This is a genomic window from Methylomonas sp. HW2-6 (assembly GCF_052474525.1).
The window spans coordinates 648,671-664,047 of sequence record NZ_CP184124.1; the positions used below are offsets into that span (position 1 = coordinate 648,671).

Below are 15,377 nucleotides of genomic sequence, written 5' to 3' on the forward strand. Positions count from 1 at the left end.
TACATTGAATATAGAACTTTCACCTCAAATAAGAAAATGGGTGGCGCTAGGATTACTGCTGGTTTTGATCTTCTCAATCTGGGGACTTATTTTCAAGCCCATCATCCACTTGACTGGGCAAGCAATAGACCAACTTTATGACGCACGCTTTGAATTAGCAAGAGCAAAACAACTTTCTGAAGATATTGTTAATATTCCGAAAGAAGACATTGAAGCGGAAAGTTCCGCACTAAGACCATTATTAATATGGACCGAAGCGAAATCTGACAAAGAATCTACGATGCAAGAGATTGTCGATAAAGTAATTCGCTCTAGCCATTTTAATCTCGAGTCTATGCGAATTGCTGAAACCCTTCAGCAAGGTAGCATTATGCGTGTATCCATTGAATTAAAAGGCGATGGAGAAGAATCTTCGATCATGGAGATGATTACCGAAATCGAGCGACATACACCGCTGATCGTTATTGACCAATTAACGTTACGTACTTCAAATACTAGCACATCGGATAGTCAAGGCACGATTGTTTCAAAACTTGCAGCTGAATTTCGTTTATCAGGATTTGGCAGCGATTTAGCCGGATTGGAATCCCCTAAACGATGACAAAAATTTCTAAAACGACTGCTTGGCTAGCTTGCGCCAATGGTATGGTCGTTATTATAGGCTTAGTGATAACCGAAAAATTACTTTTCGATCAGCCGCAAACTGATTTTTCAGAAACGAACAAGAGCAATCCAGAACTGCATGCTCAGGCACCTATCGAAAACCATTCATTGCTAGAAATCCCCTTGTTTCAACCTGGTCGAAAACCCATCATTGTGACCAGTGAGGCAATTGTACCGGTTGAAATGCCTCCCCCATCCCCTCCCCCCAAGCTCGTAGGTATTATTCAAACAGGAAAAGATCGAATGGTTCTGCTTGAAGACGGGGGGAAAAATGCCTCAGGATTAATCCATGAAGGGGAAAGTTTCGGTGATTGGAAAGTCAGGATTATCGAAAAGAAATCCGTCACAATTGGTCTCACTGAAGATGAGGCATTGACAATTTCACTGCATCCAGAGTATGCGAGCAGCCCTACCAGACAGGGCTTGCCCTGAACTGATCCACGCCGTGAATAGTGGACACTTTGAAAATAATACGGCCTTCCAGGCTGACATAGCTGAACCAGCTGTGTTGGATGGCATCGTGTCCACACATTGGGGCATCTCCAAATTTAGGTAGCCTATTTTAACCGGTACTAGCCGTTATCGGTCTCGGATTGCTTGGCTTTGGGAGTTTTTCACCAGCCTGCTATTGGCCAATCTGACAGCTATCTATCCAGTTCCACGATCTTATTAAATAAGGGACATCTCTCCTCCCCGTAATCATTACCTCAGCAGACAAATAATTCACTAATTGAGATACACGAGTGGCCACATTGATCCTAAAAACCTCGCCCGTCACCGATATGGTATTACCTTCCATGGCCGAATGTTTTTCATCTTCAATGCGACCAATCATTTTTTTTAATTGGTCAGATACCAAAGAGGCACGGGGCTCCGTTCTTCCCGAAAAAAGTGTTATGTAGGGATAAATACAAGAAAAAACAGCCCGCGGGATGTTTAAACTGACACTTAAATCTGAATAACTGGAATATCGGGATCCATCCTTTTTTGCCTGAATAGTAGGCGTATTTACGTGATCGACACTTGGTAAATTTGCGGATAGTATTTTTAACAATTTCTCATCTGCGGTATTTACATCGATTAACCCATGCACATTATTGCTGATTACCTCAACGGCCTGATTGTCGATCAATAACGTTTTTACTCTACCGTTCTCACGTATCCAGCGACTACGCTCGCCTTGTTCCAACAATTCAAAAATGACATCGTAAACAGCAGACTCTATCGCTAAATTAAGCCGAATATTTTTTTCATAACTCGATAGGCTGTTGGCCATATGACGTCCAGCTTGCAAAGTTGCCGCCATGATGCCGGCAACTAGCAATAAAAGCCATAAGGTATGAAGTAGAACAAAACCTTTACTTTTTCGTTTCTGGGGCAATGGGTAATACTCGATCAATAATTTGTGTGGCTGAACTCATCTCACTCACCATCGAATCGACGACAGACTGGGTTTCTGCCTGATTTCTCATAATATGAGGCACAAGTAACACAATCAGTTCAGTCCGTTTATTTCCAGAAGAATTATCTTTAAATAAATTACCAAAAACAGGAATATCCTTGATTAAGGGTACTCCACTATTGCTTTCGGAAATGTTATCTCGAATCAAACCGCCTAATGCAACTGTGTACCCATCATTCGTTAATACAGAGGTTTGGATTTTTCTCTTTTGGATGGTTGGCGAATTAATTCCGGATGTCGTCGTTTTAGCAACATCACTTACTTCTTGGGTTACATCTAGAAGTAAGCTGCCATTTTCATTAATACGCGGTTTTATATCCAAAATCACCCCTGTGTCGCGCATCTGAATCGAGCTGACTATTGGCGCCCCCGGTGCGCTTGTAGATTGGGATGTCTGTGTTAATATCGGCACTTGATCCCCAACTTGAAGATTGGCTTTTTGATTATTTAAAACCGATAATTTGGGAGCAGATATAACGCGCACATCAGTTTTTGACTGAAGTGCATTCAATATCACTCTAACATCTGACCCACCAGAATAAACATATGAAAATCCAGGAAACAAGGAGGAAATTCCTGTTTCGGCCGCACTTAGTTCCACGGAATTTTGCTTAGAATCAAAAAACCATTGCACACCATATCTCAAGTCGTCATTAAGGGTCACTTCAGCTAAAATAGCTTCAATCATAACTTGCCGAGGAGTAATATCTAGCTGAATTAGCGCATCCTTAATAACTCGAAACTCTTTTTCAGTGCCGAAGTAAAGGAGTGAATTAGTTTCTTCATTAGCAACCAATTTACTTGAACGGTTGGAAGTTTGATTTGAAGAATAGCCACCGGCCGGCATGGATGTCTTTTCGTAAGCATCCATTTTAGTCGGCGAATCCTGTTGCATAGACATGCCTTGAGCCCCAGATTCAGCTATATAGGATTTTTCAGACAGGCCCGAATCACCTTGTTGGTCACTAGCTGATGTTGTACCGCCACCACCAAACAACTGTCGGAGGGCAGACACAAGCTCTTTGGCATTACCATTTTGGACATTGTAAACAAATACGCGTTGTTCATCGGTTTTTGAAATATCTAATCGCTTAATCCAACTTTCTATGACTTCTAAGTCTGAACGATCCTTGGAAATTCCAAGCACAGCGTGCATTCTATTTAATGCAACAAAACGCACTCGACTCCCCACGACATCGATGGGCGATTGGAAGATTTGTTGTAACTCAGCGATTAACTGGGTAGGACTAGAATGTTCAACACGATACAAGGCAAAACTCATGCCTTGCAACCAATCCACATCAAAACTTTCAACCATACGCTGAACAGCCATGCGATCTTCGCTAGTACCAGAAATCACAAGATGATTGTATGTTTCATCTGTTTGAAGCACAGTTCCTTTAGGAAAAACAGTATTTATAATTTTCTGTACTTCTTGTGCTTTAACGTAACGAAGGGGCAAAATATCAATACCAAATCCAGGCGTCGCCGCTCCATTAGGGATTAGTCGATTTGCGCCCCTAACTCTTTGAGGCGCTAAATCCAAAGGCATAACATGGTAAATGCCGCCTTGCTGAACAATGGCAGCAGAAACGGAAAGCAAAGCGGTTTCTAGCACGGGAAGAAGAGCTGCCTTAGATAAAGGCCCTCTGGTATGTAGAGTAATTTTACCTTGTATCGAAGGATCGACTGTATAGTTCAATTTCAGTGCATCACCGAGAATTGCATCTATTACGCTGTGAATATCAGCATCGCGAAACTGGATATCAGTTCCGACTTCATTATTAAGGCTAGGATGAGGACTACTGCCTTTTGAAACCGATCGAAGGTTTTTTACATTACCAAAGTAAGTTGTATTTAATTCTGGCTTATCAAAGCTTTCCTTATCTTGAATATATTTAGATTCAAGCGATTGAGCTAAACCATGAGTTTCTTTCGGAGCTCGCCACGGTAATTTAATATCAATCGGATAGGGCGCGTCAATTGATGAGCAGGAAACTTCAATGCTGGCTATGCCAAAAATAAATAATATCCTTACAAATATACGGCGAATTGAAATATTATTAATTCCATCATACTTATACGTTTTTTCTGAATAAAAATTAGCATTCGAATTTAATTTCCATTGGCATAACAAATTATATTCAATAATTTTTCGTCCACTATTGTTTTCGCTCATTCAATCCGTCACTATTTGTTAAAATCGCATTCCATTTTAAAGCTAATTAAAAAATTTATCCGTCAATACTAATTGCAATTTAATGCTATCGTTTATCATCAGTTGCTTCAGTATTGCCATTTATCTTGTTATTTAATTTTAAATTACAAGAACCTTTGCTCTTAAATCAATTTTTCACACGCCGAGGCTGCCCATCATAAATGACCAATCCATACTGAATTTTCTAAGCAAGACTGTTAATTAAGCGTCTAGCAAAAAATTAGCACATATTTTGAGCGAAATCCACGGCCAATTTCATCAATGGTCAGCTCCAGTTCCTCAGGCGCATATGTTTTGAAAGGTAGCCATTCATATTTCATCTTATGCCACAGCAATTCGATTCGGTCCAACTCAGGACTGTAGGGAGGCAGAAAATAAAATCGCATGCCTTTCTCTTCCAATAAATCCCAATAAGGTTTCAGCTTTTTGGCGGTATCAATGGATGCATTGTCCAAAATCACCACCATCGGCTTGCTGCCCCCCACCATCAAAAACGAACAGATCAAGAAGCGAGTGTTTGTTTAAAATGGGCTTCAATTCTATCGGACTTTGGAATCCGTTGTCGGTTTCGATATATTCAAACACCGTTTGGCGCATGGCTTCACGGGTATCAAATCGCTCACCATGGATGGTCTCTACCTTGAGCGAATGAAAGAAGCTTGTAATGGTCAACAAAAACCGGACACCATTTCAGGCAGCGTTTCTATAAAAATCCAGCTCGAATTCAAGCGAGGATTGGTTCAGGGCGTCATAGCTGGCGGTAATGTAGAACGCGGTGGCTTCCAGCCAGGTGGTGCGGGTGCCGACCGGAATTAGCTAAAACAGCGGCGCATTGCCCGTTGGTTATTGCGTATATGGACTCCTCCCGTTTTGCAAGCATTTCCCCTGTTGGTTGATGGTACGACTGCACACCTATATCCGGCCTGTAAATGAGCGCAATTGGCTCGGGCCGTAATGGGCTGTTCGCGCGTTTGCTCCTTATCGCCCTATCGTGCTCTTGGGCACAGCGCAATAATCAGGTTTTGCAAACGCCGGTTCGACCGGCTGCCATCAGGGTCTAGCTCTGCAATCGGTTGGATTGCTCTTTTATCTCAATCGGTTTGGGCGTGACAGCTTGCTGTCATGCACAAGCCGATTCAGATGCCAGCCCGTTTTCAGTGGGCTGGTAATCCAGGCTCTTGGTTAATAACGCCCAGGCAATTCGGGCATTTTTATTCGCCAAGGCCACGGTGGCGATGTTTTTGTTACGCCGCTCGCTGAGACTTTGCAGCCAGCGGCTGCGTGGGTCGTCTTTTTGACTGGCGACTTTCAGGACGGCTCGCGCACCATGAATTAATAAGGTTCTCAAATAAGCATCACCACGCTTGCTAATCCCCAAGAGCCGTTCTTTGCCGCCACTGCTGTGCTGTCCGGGCGTCAAACCTAGCCAGGCCGCCATGTCACGACCTCGCTTGAATTGCTTGGCGTCGCCCACGCCACTGACCAAGGCGGTGGCGGTAATCGGGCCAATGCCGGGGATTTGTAGCAAACGCTTGGCGCCAGGATCGGTGTCGGCTTGTTGTTGAATCCGTTTGTCCAATGCCCTGACACGTTCATCAAGCGTCTGCAAGTCTTGACGAAGACCTGCTAGCAAGACTCTAAAGTCACTACTCAAGTGATTTTCGGCATCTTCCAATAAGTCTGGCAGCGCTTTTCGCAAGCATTCGATGCGTTGACCGACGACCATTCCGTATTCAGCCAGTAGACCGCGAATCTGATTGACCTTTTCGGTACGCTGACTCACCAGTTGGCTGCGTACCCGATGGGTGGCCTGTAAGTCTTGCTGCGCCAAACTCTTGATGGGAACGAAGCGCATACTCGGCCTCGATACCGCTTCACATATCGCTTCCGCATCATTGGCGTCGTTTTTGTTGGCTTTGACATAGGGTTTAACAAATTGCGGCGCAATCAATTTGACGGTGTGACCCAACTTTTGCAGTTCGCGAGCCCAATAGTGGGCGCTGCTACAGGCTTCCATACCGATTAGACAGGGCGGAATATCGCGAAAATAGCTCAGCATTTGCTCGCGCTTAAGCTTTTTCTTCAGCGCGGGTTGTTCGTGACTATCGACGCCATGTAATTGAAACACCTGTTTTGCTAAATCAAGGCCTATGCGTTTAATATTCATCTCGGACTCCTCCTCCGTTTGTTGGGTAACTCAATTTTACCCCTCTGGTACATCGATGCCGCTAGGTGGGAGGAGTCCATACCATTGCCTTACGGCCTTGGGCTATACCGCTGCCCACGGCTTTTTTGACGATCTGTACGCTGTTATCCAGGTTGTAGACGGTCTGGGTGACGCGGTCGGCGACGGTGACCGGCGCGGCGGCGGCCGGACAGGTGGTGTCTAGCGCGGTTTGTGCCGGCCCCCAGGCTTTCAGCAGTTTGCCGCTCGGGGTGTAGCTGTTACAGGACACCAGCCATTGGGTGCCAATCTGCGCCGCCGTGCGGATCAGGCGGCCGTCGGCATCTTAGGCGATGACCATCGCGTGCCGGTAGGCAAAAAACTTGTTGGAATATACGAAATTTTGTATATTCGTCCCCATGATGAATCCGAAACCTATCAACTTCCTGGGTAATGCGCTTGAAGAGCTTCGCGCATTCCCGGTATCCGTGCGGCGAGAAGCGGGTTTTCAACTCGACCAAGTGCAACATGGATACGAGCCTAGCGACTGGAAACCAATGAATACGGTGGGGTCGGGGGTTAAAGAAATTCGAATTCGCGACGTGACCGGAGCGTTTCGCGTGCTCTATGTCGCTAAATTTTTCGATGCTATCTACGTCATACACTGTTTTCAGAAGAAAACCCAGAAAACCAGCCAGTCGGATATCGATCTGGCCGCCAAACGTTATCGTGAGTTACTCAAGGAGCTTAACCAATGACCAACGAATCATTTTCCAGTGTCTGGAACGCAATCGAAGACACACCCGAAGAAGCCGAAAATCTGAAACTTCGCGCAAAGCTAATGATGGATTTGACAGATTACATTACTCGAACCGGATTGAACCAAGTCCAAGCCGCCAAACTGTTCGGCGTGACCCAGCCTCGTATTTCAGACCTGGTGCGTGGCAAAATCAACTTATTTGGGCTGGATGCCTTGGTTAACATGGCGGCCTCCGCCGGTTTACATATCGAGATGCGCGTGCTGGACGCGGCGTAACAATTTCCACCGATGAACTTATCCTGTCCGGAGGTCATTCGGACGTATTGGTAGGCTGTGGTTTCGCCGCCTGTAGTAGCGTTAAGCAGGCGACGTTTTAATCACATGCGTCCGAATACGCTTCGCTATTCGGACCTACGCGGGCTACCGCTCCGAATCCGCCTTACGGCCTTGGTTTATTTTCCCCAGTTATCTCCAACTAAATCAATATCCAATATTCTTTTCCCAGACTCATCCATCGAAAAATCTAGCGTAATTTTATCTGTGAAATTGCTTGTCAATAGAACGACAATTCCCTCTGGATTTGAATCGAATTCAAACCCAAAGTTAAAATCCAGAATTGAATCAATTTTATATGTTCCACAAGCCATTGTTAACGGCGTCCAAATATAAATATTAGATCGATTTTTTTCATATAGGCTTCCAACAAAATCCAAAAATTTTTCGTCATTTTTCTTATCGAAACCTATTCGATGTCGACGAACAATAGCTGTATCAAGAGCCTTAGAATTATCTCTGATATTCTGTGTTTCGTCTAAAGACAACAATTCATTTTCTACCGGCTTCTTTTTACAAAAACGGTTCAACTCTTGAAGATACTTAGCAATATTACGCTTGTAGGCAATATTTTTATCTTTTTCAATCATAATTAACTTTTGATTTGTCATTAGTTAATTTCGGCCTGCCATAGTCGTTCATTCGAACCTCGCCTGTCAGCGGGTCTGTTTTCACGCTACCGGCCTCCCAATGTCCTTGTCCTGGATGGCTACTGTCTAAAGTTTGTTGCTGGACAGATTTAACCTCAGTTCCACCACCAGATTTAGGTACTTCATATTGGTACTCATATCCAGAAGAATTACGAGACTGCGAAATTGGCTGCTGGCTTGTAGGAATACCTTGTTGCCTCATTACTTCCTTGCGAGCTTGCGAACTCGTAAATGCTTGCCCAGTGTCAATGACATTATCGGCCTTATTGGCAAACTTGCCTATCGTAGCGCCCCATCCTGCAAAAGGAATAGCGGCGCCATAGGAAAGAGCAGCATTGGCATATTGCCCACGCGCGGCATAGATACTACCGTTAACTAAGTCAACCGGCTCACCGAATCCTGGCACTAAGCCGACGACATCCAAACCCGTCTGGAAGGTATCCATATACCCGCCCAGCTTGCCGCCGAGCATTTGCATATCCGCCGCAATCAACCCACTGGGATCATTCCGATTAACCGGATTATTCCCCACATAGGCATACAGATTCAAGCCGTCCTGATAGCCAATCGGATCGGTCTGCAGGAACCGGCCAATGGCGGGCGAGTACATCCGGGCTTTGTAGTAGTACAGGTTCAGCGGACCCAGCAGCTGCTGGCCGGTGTAGCGGAAGCGCACGCCGGTGGTGGCATTGGGTTCGCCGTAAGGGCCGTAGCTTAAGGTGGCGGTACTGGTACCGGCACTGTTGGCGGTGGCGACGATGCTGCCTTGGTGGTCGCTGTACAGCCAGGTTTTGGCGGTGGTCACCGCGCCTTCGTACCAGACCAGGGGTTGGTCGACACCAGGGCCGTGTACGTAACGTCTCAGCAGGGTGCCGGTGCTATTGTATTCAGCCACCAGGTCGCTGCCGTCGTAGCTCAGGTTGGTGATAACACCGGCCAGGGTGGTTTGACTCAGGCGGCCTACCCCGTCGTAGGCCAGGCTGTTGGCCGAGCCGGTTTTGTTGGCGGCCGTCAGCTGGTTGTCGAGGTTGTAGGTGTAGGTCCACACCCCGTCGCCACCCAGGTTGCCGTTGGCGTCGTAGCTCAGCGTGCTGCCGGCGGCGGTGGCGTATTGGTTCAGGCCGTTGCTGGTGTAGCTACGGGTGCCGTTGGTGTAGCCGGTCCATTGGTAGCTGTCGTTAGTCCAGCTGGCTGCCTTGATGTCTTGCACCTGGTTGCGGGTGTAGCTCCAGGTGTTGTCCTGGGCGGTGCCGGCCAGGTTTTGGGTCAGGCTGGATAGCGCCGACTGGGTGTCGTAACCGTAGCCGGTGCTGGTGCCGTTACCCAGGGTGACGGTGGTGCGCCGCGACAGGTCGTCGTAGGCGTAGCTGGCCAGGCTGACGGTGCCGTTCTCCAGCAGGGCGGTCGGCCGGTTCAGGGCGTCGTAGCTGGCGGTGATGTAGAACGCGGTGGCTTCCGGCCAGGTGGTGCGGGTGCGGTTGCCGGCCGGGTCATATTGGTAGGCCAGGGTTTTGCCGCCGGCGGTAGTGCTGGTCAGGCGGCCGGCGTTGTCGTAGACATAGCCGATGGCGTAGCCGGTTTTGTTGGCGGCCGTTTTGCGGCCCAACAGGTCGTAACTGAAGCTGATGTTGTCGGCCGCAGTCGGATAGGTCCGGCTCAGCAGACGGTTCAGGTTGTCGTAGGCCAGGGTTATGCTTTGGCCGTTACGTTTGCGGATACTGGTAACGTTGCTGTTGGCGTCGTAGGCCACTTGTTCGTAGTCGGTCGCCGAGGAAGCACCGGCGGTGACTTTGTCCGGATACAGGGTTTTCAGTTTGCGGTCGTGACCGTCGTATTGGTAGGTGGTCAGCTGGTTTTTGGCATCCTTGACGGTGAGTGGCAGACCGTTGTTGCTGTAAGTGTAGGTCGCATAGTTCTGCGCGATACCGGTACCCACGGCTTTTTTGACGATCTGCACGCTGTCGTCGGCGTTGTAGACGGTCTGGGTGACGCGGTTGCCGCCGTCGGCCGCCGGCAGGTTTTCGGTCAGGGTGCTGAGCCTATCCAGGTTGTCGTAGACGTAGTCGGCGACGGTGACCGGTGCGGCCGTGGCCGGGCAGGTGGTGTCGGCGGTGGTTTGTGCCGGACCCCAGGCTTTCAGCAGTTTGCCGCTGGGGGTGTAGCTGTTGCAGGACACCAGCCATTGGGTGCCGATCTGCGCGGCCGTGCGGATCAGGCGGCCGTCGTTGTCGTAGGCTTGCTTGGTGAGTTTGCCCAAGGCGTTGGTCAGCTGAATCGGCCGGCGTTCGTTGTCGTAGGCGGTGGCCACGGTGTCGGTGACATCGGTGCGCGGGCCGTTGACTTGGGTCAGGTTACCCACCGCATCGTAGGTGTAGGTCGTGGTCAGGTTGAGCTTACCGGTACCGGCATCGGCGATGACGGTTTGCGGGACGTATTTGTTGGTGGCGTTATAAGCCGTGGTGTTGGTGACGCTGTTGGTCGCCGTGGTTTTTTCGGTCACGGCGGTCGGCAGATAAAACGCCGTGTAGCCGGCCGGGGTGAAGCTGGTGTAGGCGTAGGTCGTTACAGGGGCTACGCCGGCGACATCCACGGGACGGGTGACGGTGAAAGGCAGACCTTGCGCGGTGTAGGTGTAGCTGGTCACTTTGCCTTTCGGGTCGGTAACGCTGGCCAGGTTGTTAAACGCGCTCTCGTAGCTGTAACTGGTCAGCAGATTGGCCAGTCCGGAACCGGCTTTGGCGACACGGGTTTCGGTCTTGACGTTGTGGGTGCAACGTTTGTCGGCGGCGGCGCAGGTGGCGTCGTCATAGGTGTAGGTGACATAGTTGCCTTCGGGCAGAACCGATTTGGTCAAGCGCTCTTGACCGTCGTAGGTGTTGGTGACCACCTTGCCCAAAGGATTGATGGATTTCAGGACTTTGCCGAAGGCGTCGACATAGGAGACTTTGCTGCCATTTAAAGGATCAACTTCTTCCGAACGGCTGCCGGCAAAGTAATAGGTGTAGAGTTTGCCGTTGGCATTGGTCTGGGTTTGCACCCGGCCCAGGCTGTCATAAACATTGGTCGCGAAAGCCACGGTCGGATTGCTGGGATAGAAGAACTTGGTGATGCGGCCCGGCAAATCGTATTGGAAGGTGGTCGCCTTGGCCGTGGCGTCGGTAAAGGTGGTCAGGTTGCCGTTAGTGTCGTAGGCATAACTCACACTCCGACTGCCGTCGCCCACGGCGGTGACTCGGCCCGAGGTGTTGGTCAGGGTCAGGGTTCTGCCCAGGCTGTTTTGCACTTGGGTCAGGTCGTTGCCAGTGTAGGTGAATTTAACCTGCACGCCGCTGGCATGGTTGAAGGTGGCAATCTTGCCGGTGCTGTCGAAATTAAGCTTGTCCTTGTGCAGGGTTTCGTAGCTGTAGGTGTTGTCGGCATTTTTGATCAGCTTTGCGGCACTGCCTGGAGGCGCGTTGTAGGTGCCGTCCGGCAGTTTGACGAACACTTCGCCGTTCAGACCTTGTTTGACGATCACGGTGTTGCTCAGCAACTGATCGCCGAACCAGCGTTGGCCCAAGGTGGCCACCACCATTTTATCCAGCGGTTTAGCGGTGTCGTATAACAAGTCCAGCGAGACCAGTTTTTCCACAATGGTGTTCACTGCATCCAGTGCCGAGTCTTCGCCCAGGCCCTGGAAGCCATCGGAGTTGGCGGCCACGGTCGAGGCAAAGTTGTGAGTCCAACCTTTGCCTAACGGACCAGATTGAATACGGGCACCCGAGCTATACAGTTTTTGGAAGCTCAACGCATGCGGGAACGATCCGACACCGGTATTCAGGTCATCATGGGCATAGAGAAAGTTGCCTTTGGTCATGTCGATCGGATCGCCGAACGAATGATAAGTCGACTGCAATAAACTGCCGAATTGATTGATGGAACTTTTCAATGCGTTCGATGCATAGTCGACAGCTGATTGGAGATTGGATGAAAAGCCTCCCGCCAAACCACCGCCGATAATCGAACCCATACCGGAACCGTTCGCGGTTACCAAAATATCGAAGTAGCCAGTGCCGGTCCAGGTGCCTTCTGTCAAATTACAATTCGACGGCACAATCAGCCTGTGTCCGGCATTGACGGCATTTTGGAAGTTTGTCAACCAAGCGGCACAGGACACCAGATTCGGTTGTACTGCCGTAGTGTAGTTGGCCGAGGTGGCATTGTAGATCTTTTGGTTATTGGTCGCAGCGATGTCGATCAGCTTGACCGTGGAGACCGCGCTGACGCCGGAGGTTTGCTGGACGGCGGTCGATTCGAAGATACTGGAGTGCATCGCGGCATCGAAGAATACCGCCGCTTCCTTGGCCGCATCAGCGCTCTGACTGACGATACCGACAAAATTACCGGGCAAATCGACGTAAGACGCCGTGTTGTAGCCGGCGATACCCACTTGGTGGTGAAACAGGGTGTTGGTTTTGGCAATGCGATCGGCAATGTAGTCGGCCGTATCGACTTGGGCAATCCAGTTCGAGGACAATACGGCTAAGCTGGAACCCAAGACTAGCTCCGAGGTATCGGCTGTGCCTGCGGCCTTGGCTTCATCCAGCCGTTGGCGGTGTAATTCAATGATACCGCGACCCGCCGGCCCCCAGCCGTTGCCGATCAGGAACGTACCGCCGGCCTTGATTTGTTGGGTGAATGCCTGGTTGGCAAAGGTTTGGGCGTAAGCACTATGCGTTACGGTAAAACTGACATTGCCCACGGTACCCGGTGTGGTTGCCGTACCTGTGGCTTGCGCGACACCGTCCAGCATCAACACGGGTTGATTGGAACCGTTGTAGGTAATGGTCAGGCGCTTGCCGTAAATCGCATCCGAGGTATAGGTTTGATCGATACCTTGATATTGAAGGCGAAGCGTAGGCTTGTAATTGGCCGGGATATCGGTGGTCCATTCGGTTAGGGCCACGGTGGTATCTTGGTATGGCAGCACAGTTTGACGCAGATTGCCGCCGCTATGTGGATTAATGGTCATACCACCCACTGCGTCATCCAAAACACCGGCGGGTTGGTTGGTGCGTAAATAATTAGTCAGATTGGTTGCGTAGGTATTCAAGTTATTGCGGATATTGGTGCGATTGACCCCCTGGATATAGTCTGTTGTCAGGGTCGCGCCGGTTTTCGCCTGCGTGAGATAGGTGGCGGCGTTGTAGCCGCTCGCCGTGATCAGATTAATCCCGGCTTTCAGCGTGTGCGGCTTATAGCTGGGATCGAAGTAGTAATTGGTACCGCCAATATTGACTTTCACCCAGACGTGATCGAATCCCATGCTGACCAACGCAGCGGTCGATCCGGGGCAGCTACCGGCCGCTGTACCGGTCACCGAAGAGACAGGCACTTGCCCTTGGCCAAATAAATTCAGCACGGCGCAAAGATTGGTCGTATCCACACCCAACCACGCATTGATTTGAGCAGCCGTCATATTGACCCGGCCCCTGACATAGCTGGCGGTATAGCCGGCTTGCCGCAATAAGGACACCATCAAAGCCGCTTGATCGAACGCCGTCCCTTGATTATCTAAAATAGTACCGACAGCCCCTTTCTGAACGCCCCACACCGGATAGTATTCAATGTTATTACGGACATATTCGTAGATCAAATCCGGGTTATTTTTCAGCGCACGTGCTAATTCGGCAATCGAGGCCGGAGCGGTCGGCGCGGTATCACCACTGACGCGCAGTGCACTGGCGGCTACTGCCGTATCCGTGCTCGGCGTTGTCGTCGATTGCGACTGAATTAAGTCGCCAGCTAAAGGCCGGCTTTGTATGGCTTGTTCGGATTCGAGCGGCGTTACCGGCGTAAAAATAGCTCGATTAATGCCGGGCAGTTGCACTGTCTGTCCGCTAGGCGGGGCGATGTTGGCGGCTGCATTTTTATTTTTACCCCTAACTGACGAAGTCGTTGGCGAATCTGTCACGGCAGGCACACCACCGCCAAAAGTAATATTACCTTCTGCTTGAACCGTACCGCCTAACAGCAATAAAGCGAGCGCAACCACACTATTTACTTGCCAACGTAACATACCCGTATACTCCATTCGTGCACGGCCGGTCAGAATTGATCCTTCAAGCCTTTAGATTTAATAAATATTGAAAAACAAACAGCCGCTCTAAGGCCTCACCTGAAAACAGGCGAAGCTCTCAAAAGCAAAAAATCTAGGGAATTTACTCGACTAACTAGGGGCGCCGCTGACTACATAACTGCTGCGATTGCCGGCGGCATCGTAGACATAGGCAATCACGACCCCGTTGCTGTAGGCGGCTTGGGTAATACGACCCAATGAGTCATAGGTGTAAGTCACAGATCCTGCCCAGGCAGGCCCCATCAGACCGATCAAAAACAACCCCGCAAAAAAACGCCGCCTGATGGCGGCCATGTCCAAATGAATTTGGGGGGTACACACAGACAACACAGAACTGCTCATTGTTTTCCCTTTTGAGTGATCGTATTAAAAAATGTCTAGCGGAACGCTTTAGAAAATAGCGCTTGAAACGGTCATTCCGTGCCGATAGGTTTTTTGCTTATTGTCACGTCCCCCCATTCAATGCAGCATACCTACGCGCTAGGTCTGTCGAAACAAAACTTAACATGGATGCTTATAATGCTTGGGCAACAAACGCAAGCAACGCTAACTATCTGTGCAACTGGGTTTGTAATCTAGCTAAAAATTTCGTACCCTGCAAGCAAATTTTAAAAAAATTACTGCTTGGCCGGCTCAGGTGTTGAACTTATTGGGACCGTCAATCGAAGCTTCCGATCAGTCGGCAGGCCAAGCTATTGGCTATCAGTACTACCTGTCCAAGCCGGTTTCAGAGCGCGATTTGGACATCATGCGCCATCTCGACGAACTGCACCTGAAGCATCCCTTCATAGACGCTCGCCAATTGCGTGATCAGCTCAATCTGCAAGACATCAAGGTCGGTCGCAAGCATGTGAAAAGCTTGATACCGGAAGGCATTAACGCGTCGACGCAGTTGTTGTACCAGACTCTATAACCCCGCAAATACGCCTAAGACCGCTGGCGTCTGATATGGCCTCAAAAACCGATTTTAGCCGGTTATATTGCCCCCGCAGGGGATTCCGCCTTTTGG

The 15,377-nt window shown here is 49.5% G+C and carries 13 protein-coding genes and 1 pseudogene; 5 read left to right on the forward strand and 9 right to left on the reverse strand.

The window, feature by feature from the left end; all coding sequences use genetic code 11:
* Positions 1–4: 4 nt before the first annotated feature.
* Both gspM and ACH518_RS04115 read left to right on the forward strand, forming a co-directional pair.
* Positions 5–601: a type II secretion system protein GspM gene (gene gspM / locus ACH518_RS04110; protein ID WP_445371975.1), complete on the forward strand. Its 597-nt coding sequence runs from the start codon at positions 5–7 to the stop codon at positions 599–601.
* Positions 598–1,095 (forward strand): hypothetical protein, encoded by a 498-nt coding sequence (locus ACH518_RS04115; RefSeq protein ID WP_445371976.1) that lies wholly within the window; start codon positions 598–600, stop codon positions 1,093–1,095. The genes gspM and ACH518_RS04115 overlap by 4 nt, the downstream gene beginning before the upstream one ends.
* Before the next feature lie 193 nt (positions 1,096–1,288).
* Here ACH518_RS04115 and ACH518_RS04120 read toward each other — a convergent pair whose 3' ends face one another.
* The 6 genes and pseudogenes from ACH518_RS04120 to ACH518_RS04145 all read right to left on the reverse strand — a co-directional run bounded on the left by ACH518_RS04120 (position 1,289) and on the right by ACH518_RS04145 (position 6,799).
* On the reverse strand, positions 1,289–2,044 hold the full coding sequence (locus ACH518_RS04120) for a hypothetical protein (protein WP_445371977.1): 756 nt from the start codon (positions 2,042–2,044) through the stop codon (positions 1,289–1,291).
* The gene (gspD, locus tag ACH518_RS04125; protein ID WP_445371978.1) at positions 2,022–4,304 is read right to left on the reverse strand and encodes a type II secretion system secretin GspD; all 2,283 of its coding nucleotides are present in this window, start codon (positions 4,302–4,304) and stop codon (positions 2,022–2,024) included. Before gspD ends, ACH518_RS04120 begins: the two co-directional genes overlap by 23 nt.
* 248 nt (positions 4,305–4,552) lie before the next feature.
* Complete coding sequence (locus ACH518_RS04130) at positions 4,553–4,810, reverse strand: transposase (RefSeq protein WP_445371979.1); 258 nt, start codon at positions 4,808–4,810, stop codon at positions 4,553–4,555.
* 94 nt (positions 4,811–4,904) lie between these two features.
* Positions 4,905–5,003: pseudogene (locus ACH518_RS04135) on the reverse strand (IS3 family transposase); the annotation flags it as partial.
* Between the two features lie 460 nt (positions 5,004–5,463).
* Positions 5,464–6,510 (reverse strand): IS110 family transposase, encoded by a 1,047-nt coding sequence (locus tag ACH518_RS04140; RefSeq protein WP_140914150.1) that lies wholly within the window; start codon positions 6,508–6,510, stop codon positions 5,464–5,466.
* 61 nt (positions 6,511–6,571) lie between these two features.
* The gene (locus tag ACH518_RS04145) at positions 6,572–6,799 is read right to left on the reverse strand and encodes a hypothetical protein (protein WP_445371980.1); all 228 of its coding nucleotides are present in this window, start codon (positions 6,797–6,799) and stop codon (positions 6,572–6,574) included.
* Positions 6,800–6,926: 127 nt separating this feature from the next.
* Between ACH518_RS04145 and ACH518_RS04150 the strand changes: the two genes are divergently transcribed.
* Positions 6,927–7,265 (forward strand): type II toxin-antitoxin system RelE/ParE family toxin, encoded by a 339-nt coding sequence (locus ACH518_RS04150; protein ID WP_444512325.1) that lies wholly within the window; start codon positions 6,927–6,929, stop codon positions 7,263–7,265.
* Complete coding sequence (locus ACH518_RS04155) at positions 7,262–7,543, forward strand: helix-turn-helix domain-containing protein (RefSeq protein WP_444512326.1); 282 nt, start codon at positions 7,262–7,264, stop codon at positions 7,541–7,543. The genes ACH518_RS04150 and ACH518_RS04155 overlap by 4 nt, the downstream gene beginning before the upstream one ends.
* 176 nt (positions 7,544–7,719) lie before the next feature.
* Here ACH518_RS04155 and ACH518_RS04160 read toward each other — a convergent pair whose 3' ends face one another.
* The 3 genes from ACH518_RS04160 to ACH518_RS04170 form a co-directional block, all read right to left on the reverse strand.
* Positions 7,720–8,211: a hypothetical protein gene (locus ACH518_RS04160; RefSeq protein WP_445371981.1), complete on the reverse strand. Its 492-nt coding sequence runs from the start codon at positions 8,209–8,211 to the stop codon at positions 7,720–7,722.
* Positions 8,183–14,308: an RHS repeat-associated core domain-containing protein gene (locus ACH518_RS04165; protein WP_445371982.1), complete on the reverse strand. Its 6,126-nt coding sequence runs from the start codon at positions 14,306–14,308 to the stop codon at positions 8,183–8,185. The genes ACH518_RS04160 and ACH518_RS04165 overlap by 29 nt, the downstream gene beginning before the upstream one ends.
* Positions 14,309–14,458: 150 nt before the next feature.
* Complete coding sequence (locus ACH518_RS04170; RefSeq protein ID WP_445371968.1) at positions 14,459–14,710, reverse strand: RHS repeat domain-containing protein; 252 nt, start codon at positions 14,708–14,710, stop codon at positions 14,459–14,461.
* A 295-nt stretch (positions 14,711–15,005) separates the two neighbouring features.
* Between ACH518_RS04170 and ACH518_RS04175 the strand changes: the two genes are divergently transcribed.
* Positions 15,006–15,281 (forward strand): hypothetical protein, encoded by a 276-nt coding sequence (locus ACH518_RS04175; protein WP_445371983.1) that lies wholly within the window; start codon positions 15,006–15,008, stop codon positions 15,279–15,281.
* Positions 15,282–15,377 lie beyond the last annotated feature (96 nt).